Raw genomic sequence first — 16,369 nt, forward strand, 5'->3', positions numbered from 1 at the left:
CCGGCCCCATGGGAGGTCGGTGCGATGACCACGAACCTGCTCGAATTCGATCTCGACGGCCTGGCGGCCTTCTGTGAGCAGCTGGGGGAAAAGCGCTTTCGCGCCACCCAGCTGTTCCGCTGGATACACCAGCGCGGCGCCAGTGACTTCGACGCCATGAGCGATCTGGCCAAGGCCTTGCGCGACAAGCTCAAGGGCTGCGCCCGGGTCGAGGCGCTGCCCGTCATTTCTGAACACGTGTCGTCCGACGGCACCGTGAAGTGGCTGTTCGACGTGGGCGACGGCAATGCCGTGGAGGCCGTGTTCATCCCCGAGGATGACCGCGGCACGCTGTGCATTTCATCCCAGGCGGGTTGCGCCGTGGGGTGCCGTTTCTGCTCCACGGGACACCAGGGTTTCAGCAGAAACCTGACCACCGGCGAAATCATCGCCCAGCTGTGGTTTGCCGAACATTCGCTGCGCAAGCGCCTGCACACCGACGAACGGGTGATCTCCAACGTCGTGATGATGGGGATGGGTGAACCGCTGCAGAACTACACCGCTCTCGTGCCGGCACTGCGCGCCATGCTGGACGACCACGGCTATGGCCTGTCGCGCCGGCGCGTGACGGTCTCCACATCGGGTGTGGTGCCCATGATGGACCGGCTGTCCCAGGACTGCCCCGTGGCCCTGGCGGTGTCGCTGCATGCGCCCAATGATCCGCTGCGCGACAACCTCGTGCCGCTCAACCGCAAGTATCCGATCGAGGAGCTGCTCGAGGCCTGCAACCGCTATCTGGCGCATGCGCCACGCGACTTCATCACGTTCGAATACTGCATGCTCGACGGCGTCAATGACCAGATCGAGCATGCGCATCAACTCATTGAGTTGGTGCGTCCGGCGCGCGGCGCTAGCGTGCGCTGCAAGTTCAACCTGATCCCCTTCAATCCGTTCCCCGCATCAGGGCTGTTGCGTTCGCCGCAGAATCAGGTGCTGGCTTTTGCCAAGGTCTTGAGCGATGCAGGTATTGTCACGACAGTGCGCAAGACCCGCGGCGATGATATCGACGCCGCCTGCGGGCAACTGGCGGGTGATGTCAAAGACCGCACACGTGCCGCTGAACGCATGGCAAAGCAGCGCACAATCGTTCTCAAACCGGTGAATTGATCGACGGATATCGGCTTACTTCAAGGAGGCGCTACATGGTGGGATTGGTTGGACGCTGGCAGCAATGGTGCCGCTGGACACTGGTGGCGTGCGGGTCGGTCGCCTGCATGGCGGTCCTTCAAGGCTGCGCAACCAATTCTGGCGGTGCCGCCAATGATTCGGATGCCGGGCTGGTGACCCCATCCGACGAGCCCGAAGCACGCCGCCGCGCGCGCATTCGCTTGGAACTGGCGTCCAACTATTTCGAAAATGGGCAGACGGCTGTGGCGCTGGATGAAGTGAAGCAGGCGCTGGTAGCTGACCCCAGCTACACGGACGCTTTCAACTTGCGCGGCCTCATTTACATGCGCCTGAACGATCTTATTCAGGCCGAGGACAGTTTTCGCCGGGCCCTGGCACTGCGTGCTAACGATCCGAACCTGCAGCACAACTATGGATGGTTGATGTGCCAGCAGCAGAAGTATGCAGAAGCGGACCAGCAGTTCGTGCGTGCATTGGCCAATCCAGCGTATCTCACACGTTCGAAGACCTTGATGGCCCGCGGGCTGTGCCAGTCGGGCGCGGGCCAGTTTGTGGAGGCCGAGCAATCGATGCTGAAGGCCTATGAGCTGGACGCTGCGAATCCCGTCGTTGGCTATCACCTTGCTTCGCTTCTTTTGCGGCGCGATGAGCTGACCCGCGCCCAGTTTTACATCCGTCGCCTGAACAACAGCCAGTTTGCCAATTCTGAATCGCTCTGGCTGGGTATCAAGATCGAGCGAGCGCTGGGCGATACGGTGGCGATGCGGCAATTGGTAGACCAGTTGCGCAAGCGTTTCCCGGAATCCCGGGAACTGGGTGCATACGAACGCGGGGCTTTCAATGAGTGAGGTTGTGGAGGGTGCTGTGACGGTAACGGCAGGCGGGTTGCTGCGTGAGGCGCGCCAGGCGAGCGGAATGCACATCGCGGCTTTGGCGGTGGCACTGAAGGTGCCCGTCAGCAAGCTCGAGGCCCTGGAGGCCGACGACTATGCGGCGCTGCCGGACACCGTGTTCGTGCGGGCACTCGCATCCAGCGTGTGCCGGACGCTCAAGGTGGACCCGGGGCCCGTCCTCTCCCTTTTGCCCCAGAGCCAGAGTCCGCGTTTGTCTGCCGACAGCGCCGGGCTGAACGCGCCGGTCAAGGTAAGTGCCGGAAAGTCTTCGTCATCCTCGGCATCGTTTTCTTCCGGCGGCAATGCGCGGTCGCGATCCGTGTCGTTGGTGGTGCTCGCCTTGCTGGTCGGGGCGGTGGCTGTGTTCTTTTTCCCCCGCCAGCCTGGCGGCTGGTCGTTCCTTTCTTCCGGGCCTGCAACCCAGCCCGGCGCGGGCGAGCCCGTGCCGGCATCGCCGCCCACCGAGCCTGCGTCGGTGGTAGAGCCTGTGGCAGTGACTGCGCAGACAGTGGCCAGCGATCCCGTCGCCACGGCACCCGGCGCACGCCCGACCGCCTCGGCTCCTGTGGCGGGTGCGGGACCGGCTGCTGCTACCGCTACCGCTGCGACGCCTTCGCCTGCGGTGGCAGCCAGTGAACCGGCCAGTGCGGCTGCGGTGGCTTCCGGTACCCTGGTGCTGCGTGCGCGCAGCCAATCCTGGGTGCAGGTCAAGGATGCTGCGGGTTCTGTGGTGCTGCAGCGCAACCTGGCGGCAGAAGAGTCTGTTTCCGTGAGTGCTCCGGCGCCTCTGGCGGTGGTGATCGGCCGTGCCGACGCCACCGAAGTCTTTGTGCGTGGCAAGCCTTTTGATTTGGCGGGTGTATCGCGTGAGAACGTCGCCCGTTTCGAGGTGAAATAGTGGAAAAGCTCCCAACTGAATTCGGACCCATCGCGGTTGCGTCTGCATTGCCTCGACGGTCGCGGCAAGCCAGGGTGGTGTGGGGTTCACGCGTGGTGACCGTGGGCGGTGATGCCCCCGTGCGCGTGCAGTCCATGACCAACACCGACACGGTGGATGCCATCGGCACCGCCATCCAGGTCAAGGAACTCGCGCAGGCCGGGTCGGAGTTCGTGCGCATTACCGTGAACACGCCTGAGGCGGCCGCGGCTGTGCCGTACATCCGCGAGCAGTTGGACCGCATGGGCGAGAGCGTTCCCCTGGTGGGTGACTTTCACTACAACGGCCATCGGCTGCTGACGGACTTTCCGGATTGCGCCCAGGCCCTGTCCAAGTACCGCATCAACCCCGGCAATGTCGGCAAGGGCGACAAGCGGGACAAGCAGTTCGGCCAGATGATCGAGGCCGCCATGCGCTGGGACAAGGCAGTGCGCATCGGTGTGAACTGGGGCAGCCTGGACCAGGAACTGTTGGCGGACCTCATGGACACCAACAGCCGGCGCGCCACCCCCTGGGAGGCACGCCAGGTCATGTACGAGGCCCTGATCACGTCCGCCATCGAGTCCGCGCGCCGCGCCGAAGCCATGGGCCTGGACGGCAACCAGATCATCCTGTCGTGCAAGGTCAGTGGTGTGCAGGACCTGATCTCGGTGTACCGCGAGCTGGCACGCCGCTGCGACTATGCGTTGCACCTGGGCCTGACGGAAGCCGGCATGGGCACCAAGGGGACGGTGGCGTCTGCTGCGGCGCTGTCGGTGCTGCTGCAAGAAGGCATCGGCGACACCATCCGGGTGTCCCTGACGCCGCAGCCTGGCGAAGCGCGCACCCAGGAGGTGGTGGTGGCGTCCGAGATACTGCAGGCGCTGGGCCTGCGCGTGTTCGTGCCCAGCGTCACCGCGTGCCCTGGGTGCGGCCGCACGACCAGTACGACGTTCCAGGAGCTCGCCAAGCAGATCGACGATTTCCTGCGTGCCCAGATGCCGGTGTGGCGAGTGCGTTACCCCGGTGTCGAAGGCCTGCGTGTCGCGGTGATGGGCTGTATTGTCAATGGCCCGGGCGAGAGCAAGCATGCAGACATCGGCATCAGCCTGCCGGGCACGGGCGAGGCCCCTGCGGCCCCCGTCTTCATCGATGGTGAAAAGGCCCTGACCCTGCGTGGCGACAACATCGCCAACGAGTTCCATCAAATTGTCGAGCAGTACATCGAGAAGCGTTTCGGCGCTGCGGTGGCTGTGAACTGACACCCCGCGCCGCACCTGCCCACGGGCCCGTGGGGGAGTGCGCGGCGGCGGCATTCTTACCCCCTGCAAGATCACGGAAAAGAACAGTTGTGAGCAACGAAAAAATCGCCGCGTCACCCAAGCCTGAAAAGCTGGTGGCGGTCAAAGGCATGAACGACATCCTCCCACCCGAGTCTGCCCGGTGGGAATGGCTGGAAGACAAGGTGCGCCAGCTGATGGCACGCTACGCCTACCGCAACATGCGCACCCCTATCGTCGAGCCTACGCCGCTGTTCGTGCGCGGCCTGGGGGAAGTGACGGATATCGTCGAAAAGGAGATGTACTCCTTTGTCGACCAGCTCAACGGCGAACGCCTCACGCTGCGCCCGGAAGCCACCGCAGGCGTGGTGCGCGCGGTGGTCGAGCACAACATGCTGTATGAAGGCGGCAAACGCCTGTACTACATGGGGGCCATGTTCCGCCATGAGAAACCGCAGCGTGGCCGGTACCGCCAGTTCCACCAGGTGGGTGCCGAGGCTCTGGGCTTCGGAGGCCCCGAGGTCGATGCTGAATTGATCTTGCTTGCCAACGCGCTGTGGCGTGACATTGGCCTGCGCAATGTGCGCCTGGAGCTCAACAGCCTGGGCCAGCCCGAGGAGCGCAAAGCGCACCGCGCGGCCCTGATCGCCTATTTCGAGCAGAACGCCGACCAACTCGATGAAGAGGCGCGCCGCCGGCTGCATGCCAACCCGCTGCGGATCCTGGACACCAAGAACCCCGCCATGCAGGCGCTGGTGAATGCGGCGCCCCGCCTCATCGACTTCCTGGGGGCGGAATCGCTGGCCCATTTCGATGCGGTGAAATCCATCCTGGATGCCAACGGCGTGGCATGGACGGTCAACCCGCGCCTGGTGCGCGGCATGGACTACTACAACCTCACGGTGTTTGAGTTCATCACCGAGCAACTGGGCTCGCAGGGCACCATCTGTGGTGGTGGGCGCTATGACTATCTCATCGAGCAGATCGGTGGCAAGCCCGCGCCCGCCGTGGGCTGGGCATTGGGCGTGGAGCGCGTGCTGGAACTGCTCAAGGAGCAGGCCGGCGAGATCCCTGCGCTGGTGCCTGACGCCTACGCCATCATTCCGGGCACGGCTGCGTTGCCGGTGGCGGTCACGACCATCGAGCGCCTTCGCGGACTGGGCATCAGCGTGCAGATGCATGCGGCTCCTGCGGCAGGCGGGGGTATGGGCAGCATGAAGTCGCAATTCAAAAAGGCAGACGCCAGCGGTGCACGCTACGCGCTCATTTTTGGCGAGGACGAACTCGCCAGGGGCATGGTCGTGGTCAAGTCGCTGCGCGATGGCGCGGGCGGCGCACAGACCGAGCATCCCCTGGACGCGGTCTCGCAATGGGCGTCCACCCTACAATCCAATAGCTAAACCGAACACATCCATGGCAAAACATCTCGACCTTGAAGAACAAGAACAGCTTGACCAGCTCAAGCACTTCTGGAACACCTGGGGCACCCTGATCAGTTCGGTGCTGCTGGTGGTGGCCGGCTCCCTGGCCGCCTGGCAGGGCTATCAGTACTGGCAAAACCGCCAGGCCAGCCAGGCTGCGGCGCTGTTCGACGCCGTGGACGTGGCGGCCCGCGCAGGCGACCAGGCGCGAGTGGCGCAGGCGTTTGGCGATCTCAAGTCCAAGTACGCCGGCACTGCGCAGGCTGCACAAGCGGGTCTGACCCTGGCCAAGACGGCAGTGGATGCGGGCAACGCAGAGGCTGCCAAAGAACCGCTGAGCTGGGTGGCTGAGCATGCTGGCGACGAAGGCTTGAAGGCGATTGCCAAGCTGCGCCTGGCCAGCGTACTGATGGATCAGAAGAACTACGACGACGCGCTCAAGCAGGTGTCGGGCAGCGTTCCTGCAGAGTTCGACGCGGTGTTTGCGGATCGCCGGGGCGACATCCTCGTGTCGCAGGGCAAGCGCGCAGAAGCGATAGCCGAGTACACCAAGGCCTACAAGGGGCTGGAAGAGGGTGTCGAGTACCGCCGTCTCGTCGAGATCAAGCTGGGTGCTCTGGGCGTGTCTCCCCAGGGTGTGGCGGTGGCCGCAGCGGCTGCGCCTGTCGAAGGGGCCAAGTAACCATGAATCTCGTCCATAGCAACAGCCCTGTGGGCCATCGTTTGTTTGTGCGCAGCGTTTGCTCGGCCTTGCTGCTGGGCGCGCTGGCGGGTTGTTCGCTGTGGAACAGCGGCAGTTCGAAGCCGGTGCCTGCAGACCTGGGGGCCAATGTGGCCGTTCTCGGTGTGCGGCAGGCCTGGACGGCGCGCATCGGCAACGTCGGCGGTTTGCCGCTGGATGTGCATGCCGCTGGCAATGTCGTGACGCTGGCCTCGGCCGATGGCGTGGTGGCTGCAGTGGATGCCCGCACCGGCGGTGATCTGTGGCGTGCCACGCTGGCAGAGCCTCTGTCGGCGGGTGTGGGAAGCGATGGCAAGTCTGCCGCCGTGGTGCTGCGCAGCAATGCGCTGGTCTTGCTGGAGTCTGGCCGGGAGCGGTGGCGGGAGCCGCTGGCAGCGCAGGTTTTCACGCCTCCCCTGGTGGCTGGTGGGCGCGTGTTCGTTCTGTCGGCCGACCGTTCCGTGGCGGCCTACGATGGCGCGACGGGGCGCAAGCTCTGGAGCCAGCAGCGGCCCGGCGAGGCCCTGGTTCTGCGGCAGGCCGGGGTGCTCCTGGCCGTCGGTGATACCCTCGTGGTGGGGTTTTCAGGCCGCATGGTGGGTTTGAATCCTGACAACGGAAGTGTCCGCTGGGAAGCTCCCCTGGGCAGCTCGCGCGGCACCAACGATGTGGAGCGCCTGGTGGAGCTGGTAGGCCGCACCAGCCGCGTGGGCGACAGCATTTGCGCCCGCGCCTTCCAGGCGGCCGTGGGCTGTGTGAACGCCGCGCGTGGATCCACCATCTGGACGCAGGCCGCCAGCGGCGCTGAAGGAGTGCACGGTGATGGCGATGCGGTGTTCGGTTCTGAAAGCAATGGCTCCGTCATTGCATGGCGCCGCAGCGATGGCTCCCGCCTGTGGGCGACGGACAGGCTCAAGTACCGCAAGCTGACGGCCCCGCTGCTGCTGGGGCGTTCTGTGGTGGTGGGTGACGATAGCGGGCTGGTGCATCTGCTGTCCCGTACTGACGGTGCGCCGCTCAATCGGGTGGCCACAGATGGCTCCGGTATTGCGGCAGCGCCCGTGGTGGCAGCGGACACCCTTGTCGTGGTGACGCGTAACGGTGGAGTCTACGGATTCCGCCCTGATTGATGGATCGGTCTTATTCAATGAAGCCAGTTATCGCCCTCGTGGGGCGTCCGAATGTCGGCAAATCCACGCTTTTCAATCGCCTGACGAAGTCCCGCGACGCCATCGTTGCAGACTTTGCGGGGCTGACGCGTGACCGGCACTACGGCAATGGCAAGCAAGGCAAGCACGAGTACATCGTCATCGATACCGGCGGTTTCGAGCCTGATGCGTCCAGCGGCATCTACCGCGAGATGGCCAAGCAGACCCAGCAGGCCGTGGCAGAGGCCGATGTGGTCGTGTTTGTGCTGGACGCCCGTGCGGGCCTGTCTGCGCAGGACCACGACATCGGCAAGTACCTGCGCCGGCTGAGCAAGCCTTGCATACTGGTCGCCAACAAGGCAGAAGGCATGCTCGAAGGCGTGCAACTCGCCGAGTTCTACGAGTTGGGTCTTGGCCCCGTGTACCCGGTGTCTGCCGCCCACGGGCAGGGGATTCGTGATCTGGTCGATAGGGCGCTGGAGCCGCTGAACCTTCCGGACCCCGACGAGGCCGATGCCCAGCACGACAAGAGCGTCATCAAGCTGGCCGTGGCGGGGCGCCCGAACGTCGGCAAGTCAACCCTGATCAATACCTGGCTGGGTGAGGAGCGGCTGGTGGCGTTCGACATGCCGGGAACGACACGCGATGCCATCTCCGTGCCCTTCGAGCGCAACGGCCAGCGGTTTGAACTGGTGGACACGGCCGGCCTGCGGCGCAAAGGCAAGGTCTTTGAAGCGATCGAGAAGTTCTCGGTGGTCAAGACGCTGCAGGCCATCGAGTCCGCCAACGTGGTTCTGCTGCTGCTCGATGCCACGCAGGGCGTGACCGACCAGGATGCCCACATCGCTGGCTATATCCTGGAAAGCGGCCGCGCGGTGGTCGTGGCCGTGAACAAATGGGATGCCGTGGACGACTACCAGCGCCAGTTGCTCGAGCGTTCCATCGAAACCCGGCTCGCCTTCCTGAAATTCGCGTCGATGCATTTCATCTCTGCCAAAAAGCGCCAGGGCCTGGGGCCGCTTTGGGCGTCCGTGGCACAGGCGCACAGGGCGGCCACCTGCAAGATGTCCACGCCGGTGCTCACGCGTCTGCTGCTCGAGGCGGTGCAGTTCCAAAGTCCCAAGCGGGCCGGGATGTTCCGCCCCAAGATGCGCTACGCGCACCAGGGCGGCATGAATCCTCCGGTCATCGTGATCCACGGCAATTCCCTGGAGCATGTGACGGATGCCTACAAGCGCTTTCTGGAGGGGCGGTTCCGCAAGGAGTTCGACCTGGTCGGCACTCCGCTGCGCATCGAGATGAAGACGTCCCACAATCCCTTTGCGGACAAGGACGAGTCCTGATCCAAAAGCCGGGGCCTTGAAGGGCCTTGCGTTCAGTGGCTGGCGTGGCCTCTGGCGTGTGTTAAGGTGACGGTTTACAACAACAGTTTTGAACACGGAGAATATCGTGAGCAATAAAGGCCAACTTCTTCAAGATCCCTTCCTGAACGCACTGCGTCGGGAGCATGTTCCGGTCTCCATTTACTTGGTGAACGGGATCAAGCTGCAAGGGCAAATTGAATCCTTCGACCAATACGTTGTGCTGCTGCGCAACACGGTCACGCAGATGGTGTACAAGCACGCCATCTCCACCATCGTACCGGGTCGTGCCGTCAACTTCTCGACGGCCGACACTGCGGATGCAGACACCAGCAGCAACGCCTGAGTCCCCGCATCTGACTGAGTTTTCGTTTCTGGCCCGCATGGCGCTGGTGGGGCACCTTCCTTGAGCTCTCCCACGTCTTCTTCTCCAGGCGGCACGCCTGTGCTGCTGGTCGGGGTAGACTTCGGTCTGCCCCACTTCGACGGCGATCTAGAGGAATTGGGCCTGCTGTCTCAGACCGCGGGCATGAATCCTGTCGCGCGGATCACCTGCAAACGGAAGGCGCCCGATGCGGCGCTGTTTGTGGGCAGCGGCAAGGCGGACGAAATTCGGACGTTGGCGCAGATGCACGGCGCGGTGGAAGTTCTTTTCGATCAGGCACTCAGTCCGGCGCAGCAGCGCAACCTGGAGCGCCACCTCGAGCTTCCGGTCAACGACCGGACGCTTTTGATCCTGGAAATCTTCGCCCAGCGCGCGCGCAGCCACGAAGGCAAGCTGCAGGTGGAGCTTGCCAAACTGCACTATGTCAGCACACGGCTGGTTCGCCGATGGTCCCACCTGGAGCGCCAGACGGGCGGCATCGGTGCGCGTGGGGGGCCTGGCGAGAAGCAGATCGAACTCGATCGCCGCATGATCAGCGATGCCATCAAGCGCACCCGTGAGCGGTTGGTCAAGGTCAAGCGCCAGCGTTCCACGCAGCGCAGGCAGCGCGAGCGGCGCGACACCTTCAACATATCGCTGGTGGGGTATACGAATGCCGGCAAATCGACGATTTTCAATGCGCTGGTAAAAGCCCGTGCCTACGCGGCCGACCAGCTGTTTGCGACGTTGGATACCACCACCCGGCAGTTGTACCTTGGCGACGCGGGGCGGTCGGTATCGCTGTCTGATACGGTGGGATTCATCCGGGATCTGCCCCACGGCCTGGTGGACGCTTTCCAGGCGACCTTGCAGGAAGCCGTGGATGCCGACCTGCTGCTGCATGTCGTGGATGCGTCCAATCCCGGCTTTCCAGAGCAGATGGCCCAGGTTCAGAAGGTTCTGCACGAAATCGGGGCGGCAGACATCCCGCAGATCCTGGTGTTCAACAAGCTCGATGCGCTGCCGGCCGAGCAGCAGCCGCCCGTTCTGCAGGACCACTATGAAGTAGACGGGGAAATGCTCCCTCGACTGTTCGTCAGTGCGCGAACAGGTGAGGGGCTGGATGCGCTGCGCAGTGCCTTGGCGTCCAAAGTCATCGAGGCTGCGCGGCAGGACATGACCCCTGATAGCGCCATTGAATTGCCGGGGGCTTTGTCCTGATTGGGCACAATGCCGCATTACCAATGCCATCAGAGAACCAGAGACTTTGCGCATGACTTTTCAAAATCGCACCCTACGCTGGGCTTCGCTTCCAGAACGTATCCGGGGCATGTTCAATCTGAACGATCCCCGTTGGGGGCGAGGCGATGACAACAAATCCGACGATGGTGCGCGTCCTGACGATCGCCCGTCGAACAACCAGCCTCCCGGCCACCGGGGTGGAGATCAGCAGCGCCCTGGCAACAATGGCCAGCCGCCGGATCTTGATGAACTCTGGCGCGACCTGAATCGCAAGCTGGGCGGTTTGTTCGGCGGCAAGAACGGCGGCGGACGTGGTACTGGCGGTGGCAATGGTTCCGGCGGAGGGTTCCAGCCCGACATGAAGAATGCCGGTGTGGGCGTCGGGTTGATCGCGGGTATTGCCTTCGTGATCTGGATGGGCACAGGCTTCTTCATTGTGCAGGAAGGCCAGCAAGCCGTCATTACCCAGTTCGGCAAGTACAAGAGCACCGTGGGGGCGGGTTTCAACTGGCGCCTGCCGTACCCTATCGAGCGCCACGAACTGGTGTTCGTCACGCAGATCCGTTCCGCCGACGTGGGCCGCGACACGGTCATCAAGAGCACCGGCCTGCGCGAATCGGCCATGCTTACGGAAGACGAGAACATCGTTGAAATCAAGTTCGCGGTGCAGTACCGCCTGAGCGATGCACGTGCCTGGTTGTTCGAGAGCAAGAACCCGACCGACGCAGTAGTGCAGGCGGCCGAGACCGCCGTGCGCGAGGTGGTGGGCAAGATGCGCATGGACACGGCCTTGGCCGAAGAGCGTGACCAGATCGCTCCACGCGTGCGTGCGCTCATGCAGACCATCCTCGACCGCTACAAGGTGGGTGTGGAAGTGGTGGGCATCAACCTGCAACAAGGCGGTGTGCGCCCTCCGGAGCAGGTGCAGGCGTCTTTCGATGACGTGCTCAAGGCTGGCCAGGAGCGTGAGCGTGCCAAGAACGAAGCGCAGGCATACGCCAATGACGTGATCCCGCGTGCCGTCGGCTCTGCCTCGCGCCTGAACGAAGAGGCGGCTGCCTACAAGGCCCGCATCGTGGCGCAGGCACAGGGTGATGCGCAACGCTTTTCCTCCATCCTGGCGGAATACCAGAAGGCTCCTCAGGTCACCCGCGACCGCATGTACCTCGAGTCCATGCAGCAGATCTACGGCAACGTGACGAAGGTGCTGGTGGAATCGCGCCAGGGTTCCAACCTGTTGTACCTGCCCCTGGACAAGATCATGCAGGGCGTGGCCAGTGGCACCGGGACCATCGATGCGCCAACAGCAAGCCCCGCTGCGCCGGCTGCCGCACCTGCCGTGCCATCGTCCACCTTTTCGAATGACCCCCGGGCTCGCGACAGCAGTCGCACCCGCGATCGTGAATCTCGCTAGGAGCTGCTCGTGAACAGAGTCGGATTTATTGCAACCACCCTGCTGGTGGTGCTTGCCCTGATGAGCTCCATGCTTTTTGTCGTGGACCAACGCCAGTTTGGCGTGTTGTATGCACTGGGCCAGATCAAGGAAGTCATCACCGAGCCTGGGCTCAACTTCAAGCTGCCGCCGCCGTTCCAGAACGTGTCGTACATCGACAAGCGTCTCCTGACCCTGGACAGCAGCGACACCGAGCCCATGCTGACGGCTGAAAAGCAGCGCGTGGTCATCGACTGGTACGTGCGCTGGCGCATTTCGGAGCCAACCGAATACATCCGCAATGTGGGTCTGGATGAAAGCGCAGGCGCCATGCAACTCAATCGGGTGGTGCGCAATGCATTCCAGGAAGAAATCAACAAGCGAACGGTGAAGGAATTGCTGTCCCTTAAGCGCGAGGCTCTCATGGCCGACGTCAAGCGCGAGGTGCTGGAGACCGTCCGTGGTGCCAAGCCGTGGGGCGTCGATGTGGTGGATGTGCGCATCACCCGCGTGGACTATGTGGAGGCCATCACCGAATCCGTTTACCGCCGCATGGAGGCGGAGCGCAAGCGCGTGGCCAATGAGCTGCGCTCCACCGGTGCCGCCGAAGGTGAAAAGATCCGTGCCGATGCGGACCGCCAGCGCGAAGTCGCTCTGGCCAACGCGTACCGCGATGCGCAGAAGATCAAGGGTGAGGGCGATGCCGAAGCTTCGCGCATCTACGCCGAGGCATTTGGCCGCGACCCGCAATTCGCGCAGTTCTACCGCAGTCTGGAAGCCTACAAGGCGAGCTTCAGCAAGAAGAGCGACGTGATGGTGCTGGACCCTTCGTCGTCGGAGTTCTTCAAGACCTTCCGTGGAGGCACCTCCACCTCGGCGCCCGCTGCTGCTGCTGCGCGCAAGTAGTTTGATCCGTCGGCCCTTGCCTGTTGCCTTGCCGTGAGTTCGGAGAGCCTTTGGATTGCCTTGGCACTGGTTCTCGTGATTGAAGGGGCCTTGCCCTTTCTTTTACCGCAAGGCTGGCGGCGCGCCATGGCGCACATCGCGCAACTGCGGGATGGTCAGATCCGGTTTTTTGCCTTGCTGGCCATCCTGGCCGGTCTGGCGATGCTCTGGTTCTGACTTCCCGCTTCACCCTTCGCCGGATGTCTTTCGGGGCCGTTCTCGGCTCCCGGTAGAATCGCGGTTTTAACAGCCTCCCCTTTTCTCATGTCTGCTTGGGTCCTTCCGGATCACATTGCCGATGTCTTGCCGTCCGAAGCGCGGCACATCGAAGAATTGCGTCGCGGGCTGCTTGATACAGCCCGTTGCTACGGCTATGAGCTGGTCATGCCACCACTGTTGGAGCACCTTGAGTCCTTGCTGACAGGCACCGGGGAGGCTCTGGATCTGCAGACCTTCAAACTGGTGGACCAGCTCTCCGGCCGTTCAATGGGCCTGCGGGCGGATACGACGCCGCAGGTGGCGCGCATAGATGCCCATTTGCTGAACCGAAAGGGCATCACGCGGCTTTGCTATTGCGGGCCGGTCTTGCATACCCGGCCGGACCGCCCGCATGCCACCCGCGAGCCACTGCAGTTCGGCGCGGAAATTTACGGACATGCCGGGTTGGAGGCTGATCTGGAAGCTCTGCAACTGGCACGGGAGTGCCTGCGAGTCGCCGATGTGCAGAACACAACGATCGACCTGGCGGATGTCCGCATCGTCCGCAGTCTGCTGGCCGATGTTTCGCCGAACGCGCAGCTGCTGAGCGCGATCCATGCGGCGCTCGCGGCCAAGGACACCAGTGAGTTGGCATCCTTGACACGGGACTTTCCCAGCGATTCGCGAGAAGGTCTTCTCGCACTGCCGCACCTGTACGGCGATATCCAGGTACTGGATGAAGCGGAAAAGGTACTCCACCGCTTTTCCGGCGTGCCCCAGCTGCTATCGAATTTGAAGTGGCTGGCATCTCGCCTGGATCAGGCTTGCGTCACTTTTGACTTGGCGGATTTGCGCGGTTATGCGTACTACAGCGGCGCCCGGTTTGCCATCTATGCACCAGGCGCCAGCGATGCGCTGGTGCGGGGCGGGCGTTACGACGAAGTCGGCGCCGTGTTCGGACGCAATCGCCCTGCAGCAGGCTTCAGCCTGGACATCAAGCAGGTGGTCGGTGTCGTATCTCCGCGCGCCTTGAAGGCCGCGATACGTGCGCCCTGGGGTGAGTCCGCCGATGTCAATGCGGCCATTGCGCAACTGCGCGGGGCAGGGGAGACGGTGGTCTGTGTCCTGCCAGGGCATGAAAGCGAAGTGGATGAATTCCACTGTGACCGGGAACTGGTGCAGATTGCGGACCGCTGGGTCGTGCAGGCTGTTTGAGCAATTGAATAATTGAAGTGGTTTAGAGATGAAAGCAACCAAAGGTCGCAATGTAGTGGTCGTCGGAACCCAGTGGGGCGACGAAGGCAAGGGCAAGCTGGTCGACTGGCTGACGGAAAGCGCCCAGGGCGTCGTTCGCTTTCAAGGCGGCCACAACGCCGGTCACACCCTGGTGATCAACGGCGTCAAGACTGCGCTGCACCTGATCCCCAGCGGCATCATGCGCCCTGGCGTCAAGTGCTACATCGGCAATGGAGTGGTGCTGTCGGCCGCCAAGCTGTTTGAAGAGATCGAAGGCCTCGAAAAGGCGGGTGTTGAAGTGCGCTCCCGCTTGCGCATCAGCGAGGCATGTCCATTGATCCTGCCCTTCCATGCCGCGATCGACGTAGCGCGGGAAGCTGCGCGTGAGCAGGGTGGCACAGAGAAGATCGGTACGACGGGTCGAGGTATCGGTCCCGCCTACGAGGACAAGATTGCACGCCGTGCCCTTCGCGTGCAGGACTTGAAGTACCCCGAGCGCTTCGCAGCCAAGCTGCGCGAGTTGCTCGATCTGCACAACCATGTACTGACGACCTACCTGCGTTCTGCTTCGTTTGTCTTCGGCGACGCCTTGAAGCCCTATATCCAGGACGGCAAGGTGCAGTTTGACGTGGTGTATGACGAGGCGATGCGCCATGCAGAATTGCTCAAGCCGATGATGGCGGACGTCTCGCGTGAACTCAACGAGGCCAACAAGGCCGGTGCGAACCTGCTGTTTGAAGGCGCACAGGGCACGCTGCTCGATGTGGATCACGGAACCTATCCGTATGTCACCTCCAGCAACTGCGTGGCTGGCAATGCCGCCGCGGGCTCCGGTGTGGGCCCTGGCATGCTGCACTACATCCTCGGCATCACCAAGGCTTACTGCACACGCGTGGGTGGCGGTCCGTTCCCGACAGAACTCGATTGGGAAACGCCTGGCACGCCGGGCTACCACATGAGCACCATCGGCGCCGAAAAGGGCGTGACCACAGGCCGCAGCCGTCGTTGCGGCTGGTTTGATGCCGCATTGCTCAAGCGCAGCGCCCAGGTCAACGGCCTGTCGGGCTTGTGCATCACCAAGCTGGATGTACTGGATGGCCTGAGTGAGTTGCTGCTCTGCACAGGCTATGAACTCGACGGCGAACGCATCGACCTCCTGCCGATGGGCGCTGAGGACATTGCACGCTGCACGCCAATCTATGAAACCCTGCCAGGCTGGAGCGAATCCACTGTGGGCGTCACCGATTACGCCAAGCTGCCGCAGTCTGCGCGCAACTATCTCGAGCGCATCGAGCAGGTCACCGGGGTTCCGATCGACATGATCTCGACCAGCCCCGATCGCGATCACACCATCATGATGCGCCACCCCTACGTCGCGGCTTGAGTTGAGTTGCGCCGCGCGAGTTTTGCAGTCGTTTCACCCATAGCTATATAAGCAGGAGCCATCCCCATGTTGACCGAAGACGGCAAGCACCTTTACGTGAGCTACGACGAGTACCACAGCTTGATTGAGAAGCTGGCGCTCAAGGTGCATCAGTCTGGTTGGGAGTTCGACACCATCTTGTGTCTTGCGCGGGGCGGCCTGCGCCCTGGTGACATTCTCAGTCGCATCTTCGACAAGCCACTGGCCATCATGTCGACAAGCTCTTACCGGGCAGAAGCTGGAACCGTGCAGGGCCACCTGGACATCGCACGCTTCATTACCACCCCCAAGGGCGAGATCGCAGGCAAAGTCTTGTTGGTGGATGATCTGGCGGACTCGGGTCACACCCTCCATGCCGTGATCAACATGCTCAAGACCAACTATGCGCCCATTTCTGAATTGCGCAGCGCTGTGATCTGGACCAAGGGCCTGTCGACTTTCACGCCTGACTACTCGGTGGAGTTCCTTCCCTCCAACCCATGGATTCACCAACCCTTCGAGGGCTACGACAGCCTCAGTCCTGAAAAGCTGCTGGAGAAGTGGCGAGTCTAGGACGAGGATTGACAAGGTAGGTCCAAGTTTTTTGCACTTTTCCTTGCCACCGCCCAAAACGGTGCTATAG

16 protein-coding genes are annotated in these 16,369 nt (G+C 62.9%); all 16 read left to right on the top strand.

Translation table 11 applies throughout. The features are described from left to right. Positions 1-24: 24 nt before the first annotated feature. The 16 genes from rlmN to ACSQ3D_RS21925 all read left to right on the top strand — a co-directional run bounded on the left by rlmN (position 25) and on the right by ACSQ3D_RS21925 (position 16,299). The gene (gene rlmN / locus ACSQ3D_RS21850) at positions 25-1,146 is read left to right on the top strand and encodes a 23S rRNA (adenine(2503)-C(2))-methyltransferase RlmN (RefSeq protein ID WP_436128302.1); all 1,122 of its coding nucleotides are present in this window, start codon (positions 25-27) and stop codon (positions 1,144-1,146) included. Between the two features lie 35 nt (positions 1,147-1,181). Next, a complete protein-coding gene (pilW, locus tag ACSQ3D_RS21855; protein WP_396507364.1) occupies positions 1,182-2,015 on the top strand; it encodes a type IV pilus biogenesis/stability protein PilW in 834 nt (277 codons plus the stop codon). Further along, entirely contained in the window at positions 2,008-2,958 is a 951-nt protein-coding gene (locus tag ACSQ3D_RS21860; RefSeq protein WP_436128311.1) for a helix-turn-helix domain-containing protein, read from the top strand. The genes pilW and ACSQ3D_RS21860 overlap by 8 nt, the downstream gene beginning before the upstream one ends. Then, positions 2,958-4,238: a flavodoxin-dependent (E)-4-hydroxy-3-methylbut-2-enyl-diphosphate synthase gene (gene ispG / locus ACSQ3D_RS21865; protein WP_396507362.1), complete on the top strand. Its 1,281-nt coding sequence runs from the start codon at positions 2,958-2,960 to the stop codon at positions 4,236-4,238. Before ACSQ3D_RS21860 ends, ispG begins: the two co-directional genes overlap by 1 nt. A gap of 149 nt (positions 4,239-4,387) precedes the next feature. Beyond that, entirely contained in the window at positions 4,388-5,656 is a 1,269-nt protein-coding gene (gene hisS / locus ACSQ3D_RS21870) for a histidine--tRNA ligase (RefSeq protein WP_436128312.1), read from the top strand. 13 nt (positions 5,657-5,669) lie between these two features. Continuing rightward, positions 5,670-6,359, top strand: a complete 690-nt coding sequence (locus ACSQ3D_RS21875; RefSeq protein WP_056411693.1) for a YfgM family protein — start codon at positions 5,670-5,672, stop codon at positions 6,357-6,359. A gap of 2 nt (positions 6,360-6,361) precedes the next feature. Further along, positions 6,362-7,528, top strand: coding sequence for an outer membrane protein assembly factor BamB (bamB, locus tag ACSQ3D_RS21880; RefSeq protein ID WP_436128303.1), 1,167 nt, complete (start codon positions 6,362-6,364; stop codon positions 7,526-7,528). 17 nt (positions 7,529-7,545) lie between these two features. Continuing rightward, on the top strand, positions 7,546-8,889 hold the full coding sequence (der, locus tag ACSQ3D_RS21885) for a ribosome biogenesis GTPase Der (RefSeq protein WP_436128304.1): 1,344 nt from the start codon (positions 7,546-7,548) through the stop codon (positions 8,887-8,889). A gap of 106 nt (positions 8,890-8,995) precedes the next feature. Then, a complete protein-coding gene (hfq, locus tag ACSQ3D_RS21890) occupies positions 8,996-9,253 on the top strand; it encodes an RNA chaperone Hfq (protein WP_056411903.1) in 258 nt (85 codons plus the stop codon). A gap of 60 nt (positions 9,254-9,313) precedes the next feature. Further along, entirely contained in the window at positions 9,314-10,492 is a 1,179-nt protein-coding gene (gene hflX / locus ACSQ3D_RS21895; protein ID WP_436128305.1) for a GTPase HflX, read from the top strand. A 52-nt stretch (positions 10,493-10,544) separates the two neighbouring features. Next, on the top strand, positions 10,545-11,927 hold the full coding sequence (gene hflK, locus ACSQ3D_RS21900) for an FtsH protease activity modulator HflK (protein WP_056411684.1): 1,383 nt from the start codon (positions 10,545-10,547) through the stop codon (positions 11,925-11,927). Between the two features lie 9 nt (positions 11,928-11,936). Then, the gene (gene hflC / locus ACSQ3D_RS21905; protein WP_396507353.1) at positions 11,937-12,851 is read left to right on the top strand and encodes a protease modulator HflC; all 915 of its coding nucleotides are present in this window, start codon (positions 11,937-11,939) and stop codon (positions 12,849-12,851) included. 33 nt (positions 12,852-12,884) lie between these two features. Further along, positions 12,885-13,067, top strand: coding sequence for a DUF2065 domain-containing protein (locus tag ACSQ3D_RS21910; RefSeq protein WP_436128306.1), 183 nt, complete (start codon positions 12,885-12,887; stop codon positions 13,065-13,067). An 87-nt stretch (positions 13,068-13,154) separates the two neighbouring features. Then, entirely contained in the window at positions 13,155-14,303 is a 1,149-nt protein-coding gene (locus ACSQ3D_RS21915) for an ATP phosphoribosyltransferase regulatory subunit (RefSeq protein WP_436128307.1), read from the top strand. Between the two features lie 28 nt (positions 14,304-14,331). Further along, positions 14,332-15,708, top strand: a complete 1,377-nt coding sequence (locus ACSQ3D_RS21920; RefSeq protein ID WP_056411679.1) for an adenylosuccinate synthase — start codon at positions 14,332-14,334, stop codon at positions 15,706-15,708. A 66-nt stretch (positions 15,709-15,774) separates the two neighbouring features. After that, positions 15,775-16,299, top strand: coding sequence for a phosphoribosyltransferase (locus ACSQ3D_RS21925; protein ID WP_056411678.1), 525 nt, complete (start codon positions 15,775-15,777; stop codon positions 16,297-16,299). The last annotated feature ends 70 nt before the right edge of the window (positions 16,300-16,369 follow it).

Source organism: Acidovorax sp. LjRoot117, from assembly GCF_964252695.1.
In the GTDB taxonomy this organism is placed as follows: domain Bacteria; phylum Pseudomonadota; class Gammaproteobacteria; order Burkholderiales; family Burkholderiaceae_C; genus Acidovorax.

Excerpts from the sequence above, each read along its gene's own strand:
- ACSQ3D_RS21925 (WP_056411678.1), top strand. The coding sequence starts at position 15,775 with ATGTTGACCGAAGACGGCAAGCACCTTTACGTGAGCTACGACGAGTAC.
- pilW (WP_396507364.1), top strand. The coding sequence starts at position 1,182 with ATGGTGGGATTGGTTGGACGCTGGCAGCAATGGTGCCGCTGGACACTG.
- ACSQ3D_RS21920 (WP_056411679.1), top strand. The coding sequence starts at position 14,332 with ATGAAAGCAACCAAAGGTCGCAATGTAGTGGTCGTCGGAACCCAGTGG.
- ACSQ3D_RS21915 (WP_436128307.1), top strand. The coding sequence starts at position 13,155 with ATGTCTGCTTGGGTCCTTCCGGATCACATTGCCGATGTCTTGCCGTCC.
- hflK (WP_056411684.1), top strand. The coding sequence starts at position 10,545 with ATGACTTTTCAAAATCGCACCCTACGCTGGGCTTCGCTTCCAGAACGT.
- ACSQ3D_RS21860 (WP_436128311.1), top strand. The coding sequence starts at position 2,008 with ATGAGTGAGGTTGTGGAGGGTGCTGTGACGGTAACGGCAGGCGGGTTG.
- der (WP_436128304.1), top strand. The coding sequence starts at position 7,546 with ATGAAGCCAGTTATCGCCCTCGTGGGGCGTCCGAATGTCGGCAAATCC.
- bamB (WP_436128303.1), top strand. The coding sequence starts at position 6,362 with ATGAATCTCGTCCATAGCAACAGCCCTGTGGGCCATCGTTTGTTTGTG.
- rlmN (WP_436128302.1), top strand. The coding sequence starts at position 25 with ATGACCACGAACCTGCTCGAATTCGATCTCGACGGCCTGGCGGCCTTC.
- hisS (WP_436128312.1), top strand. The coding sequence starts at position 4,388 with ATGAACGACATCCTCCCACCCGAGTCTGCCCGGTGGGAATGGCTGGAA.
- ACSQ3D_RS21875 (WP_056411693.1), top strand. The coding sequence starts at position 5,670 with ATGGCAAAACATCTCGACCTTGAAGAACAAGAACAGCTTGACCAGCTC.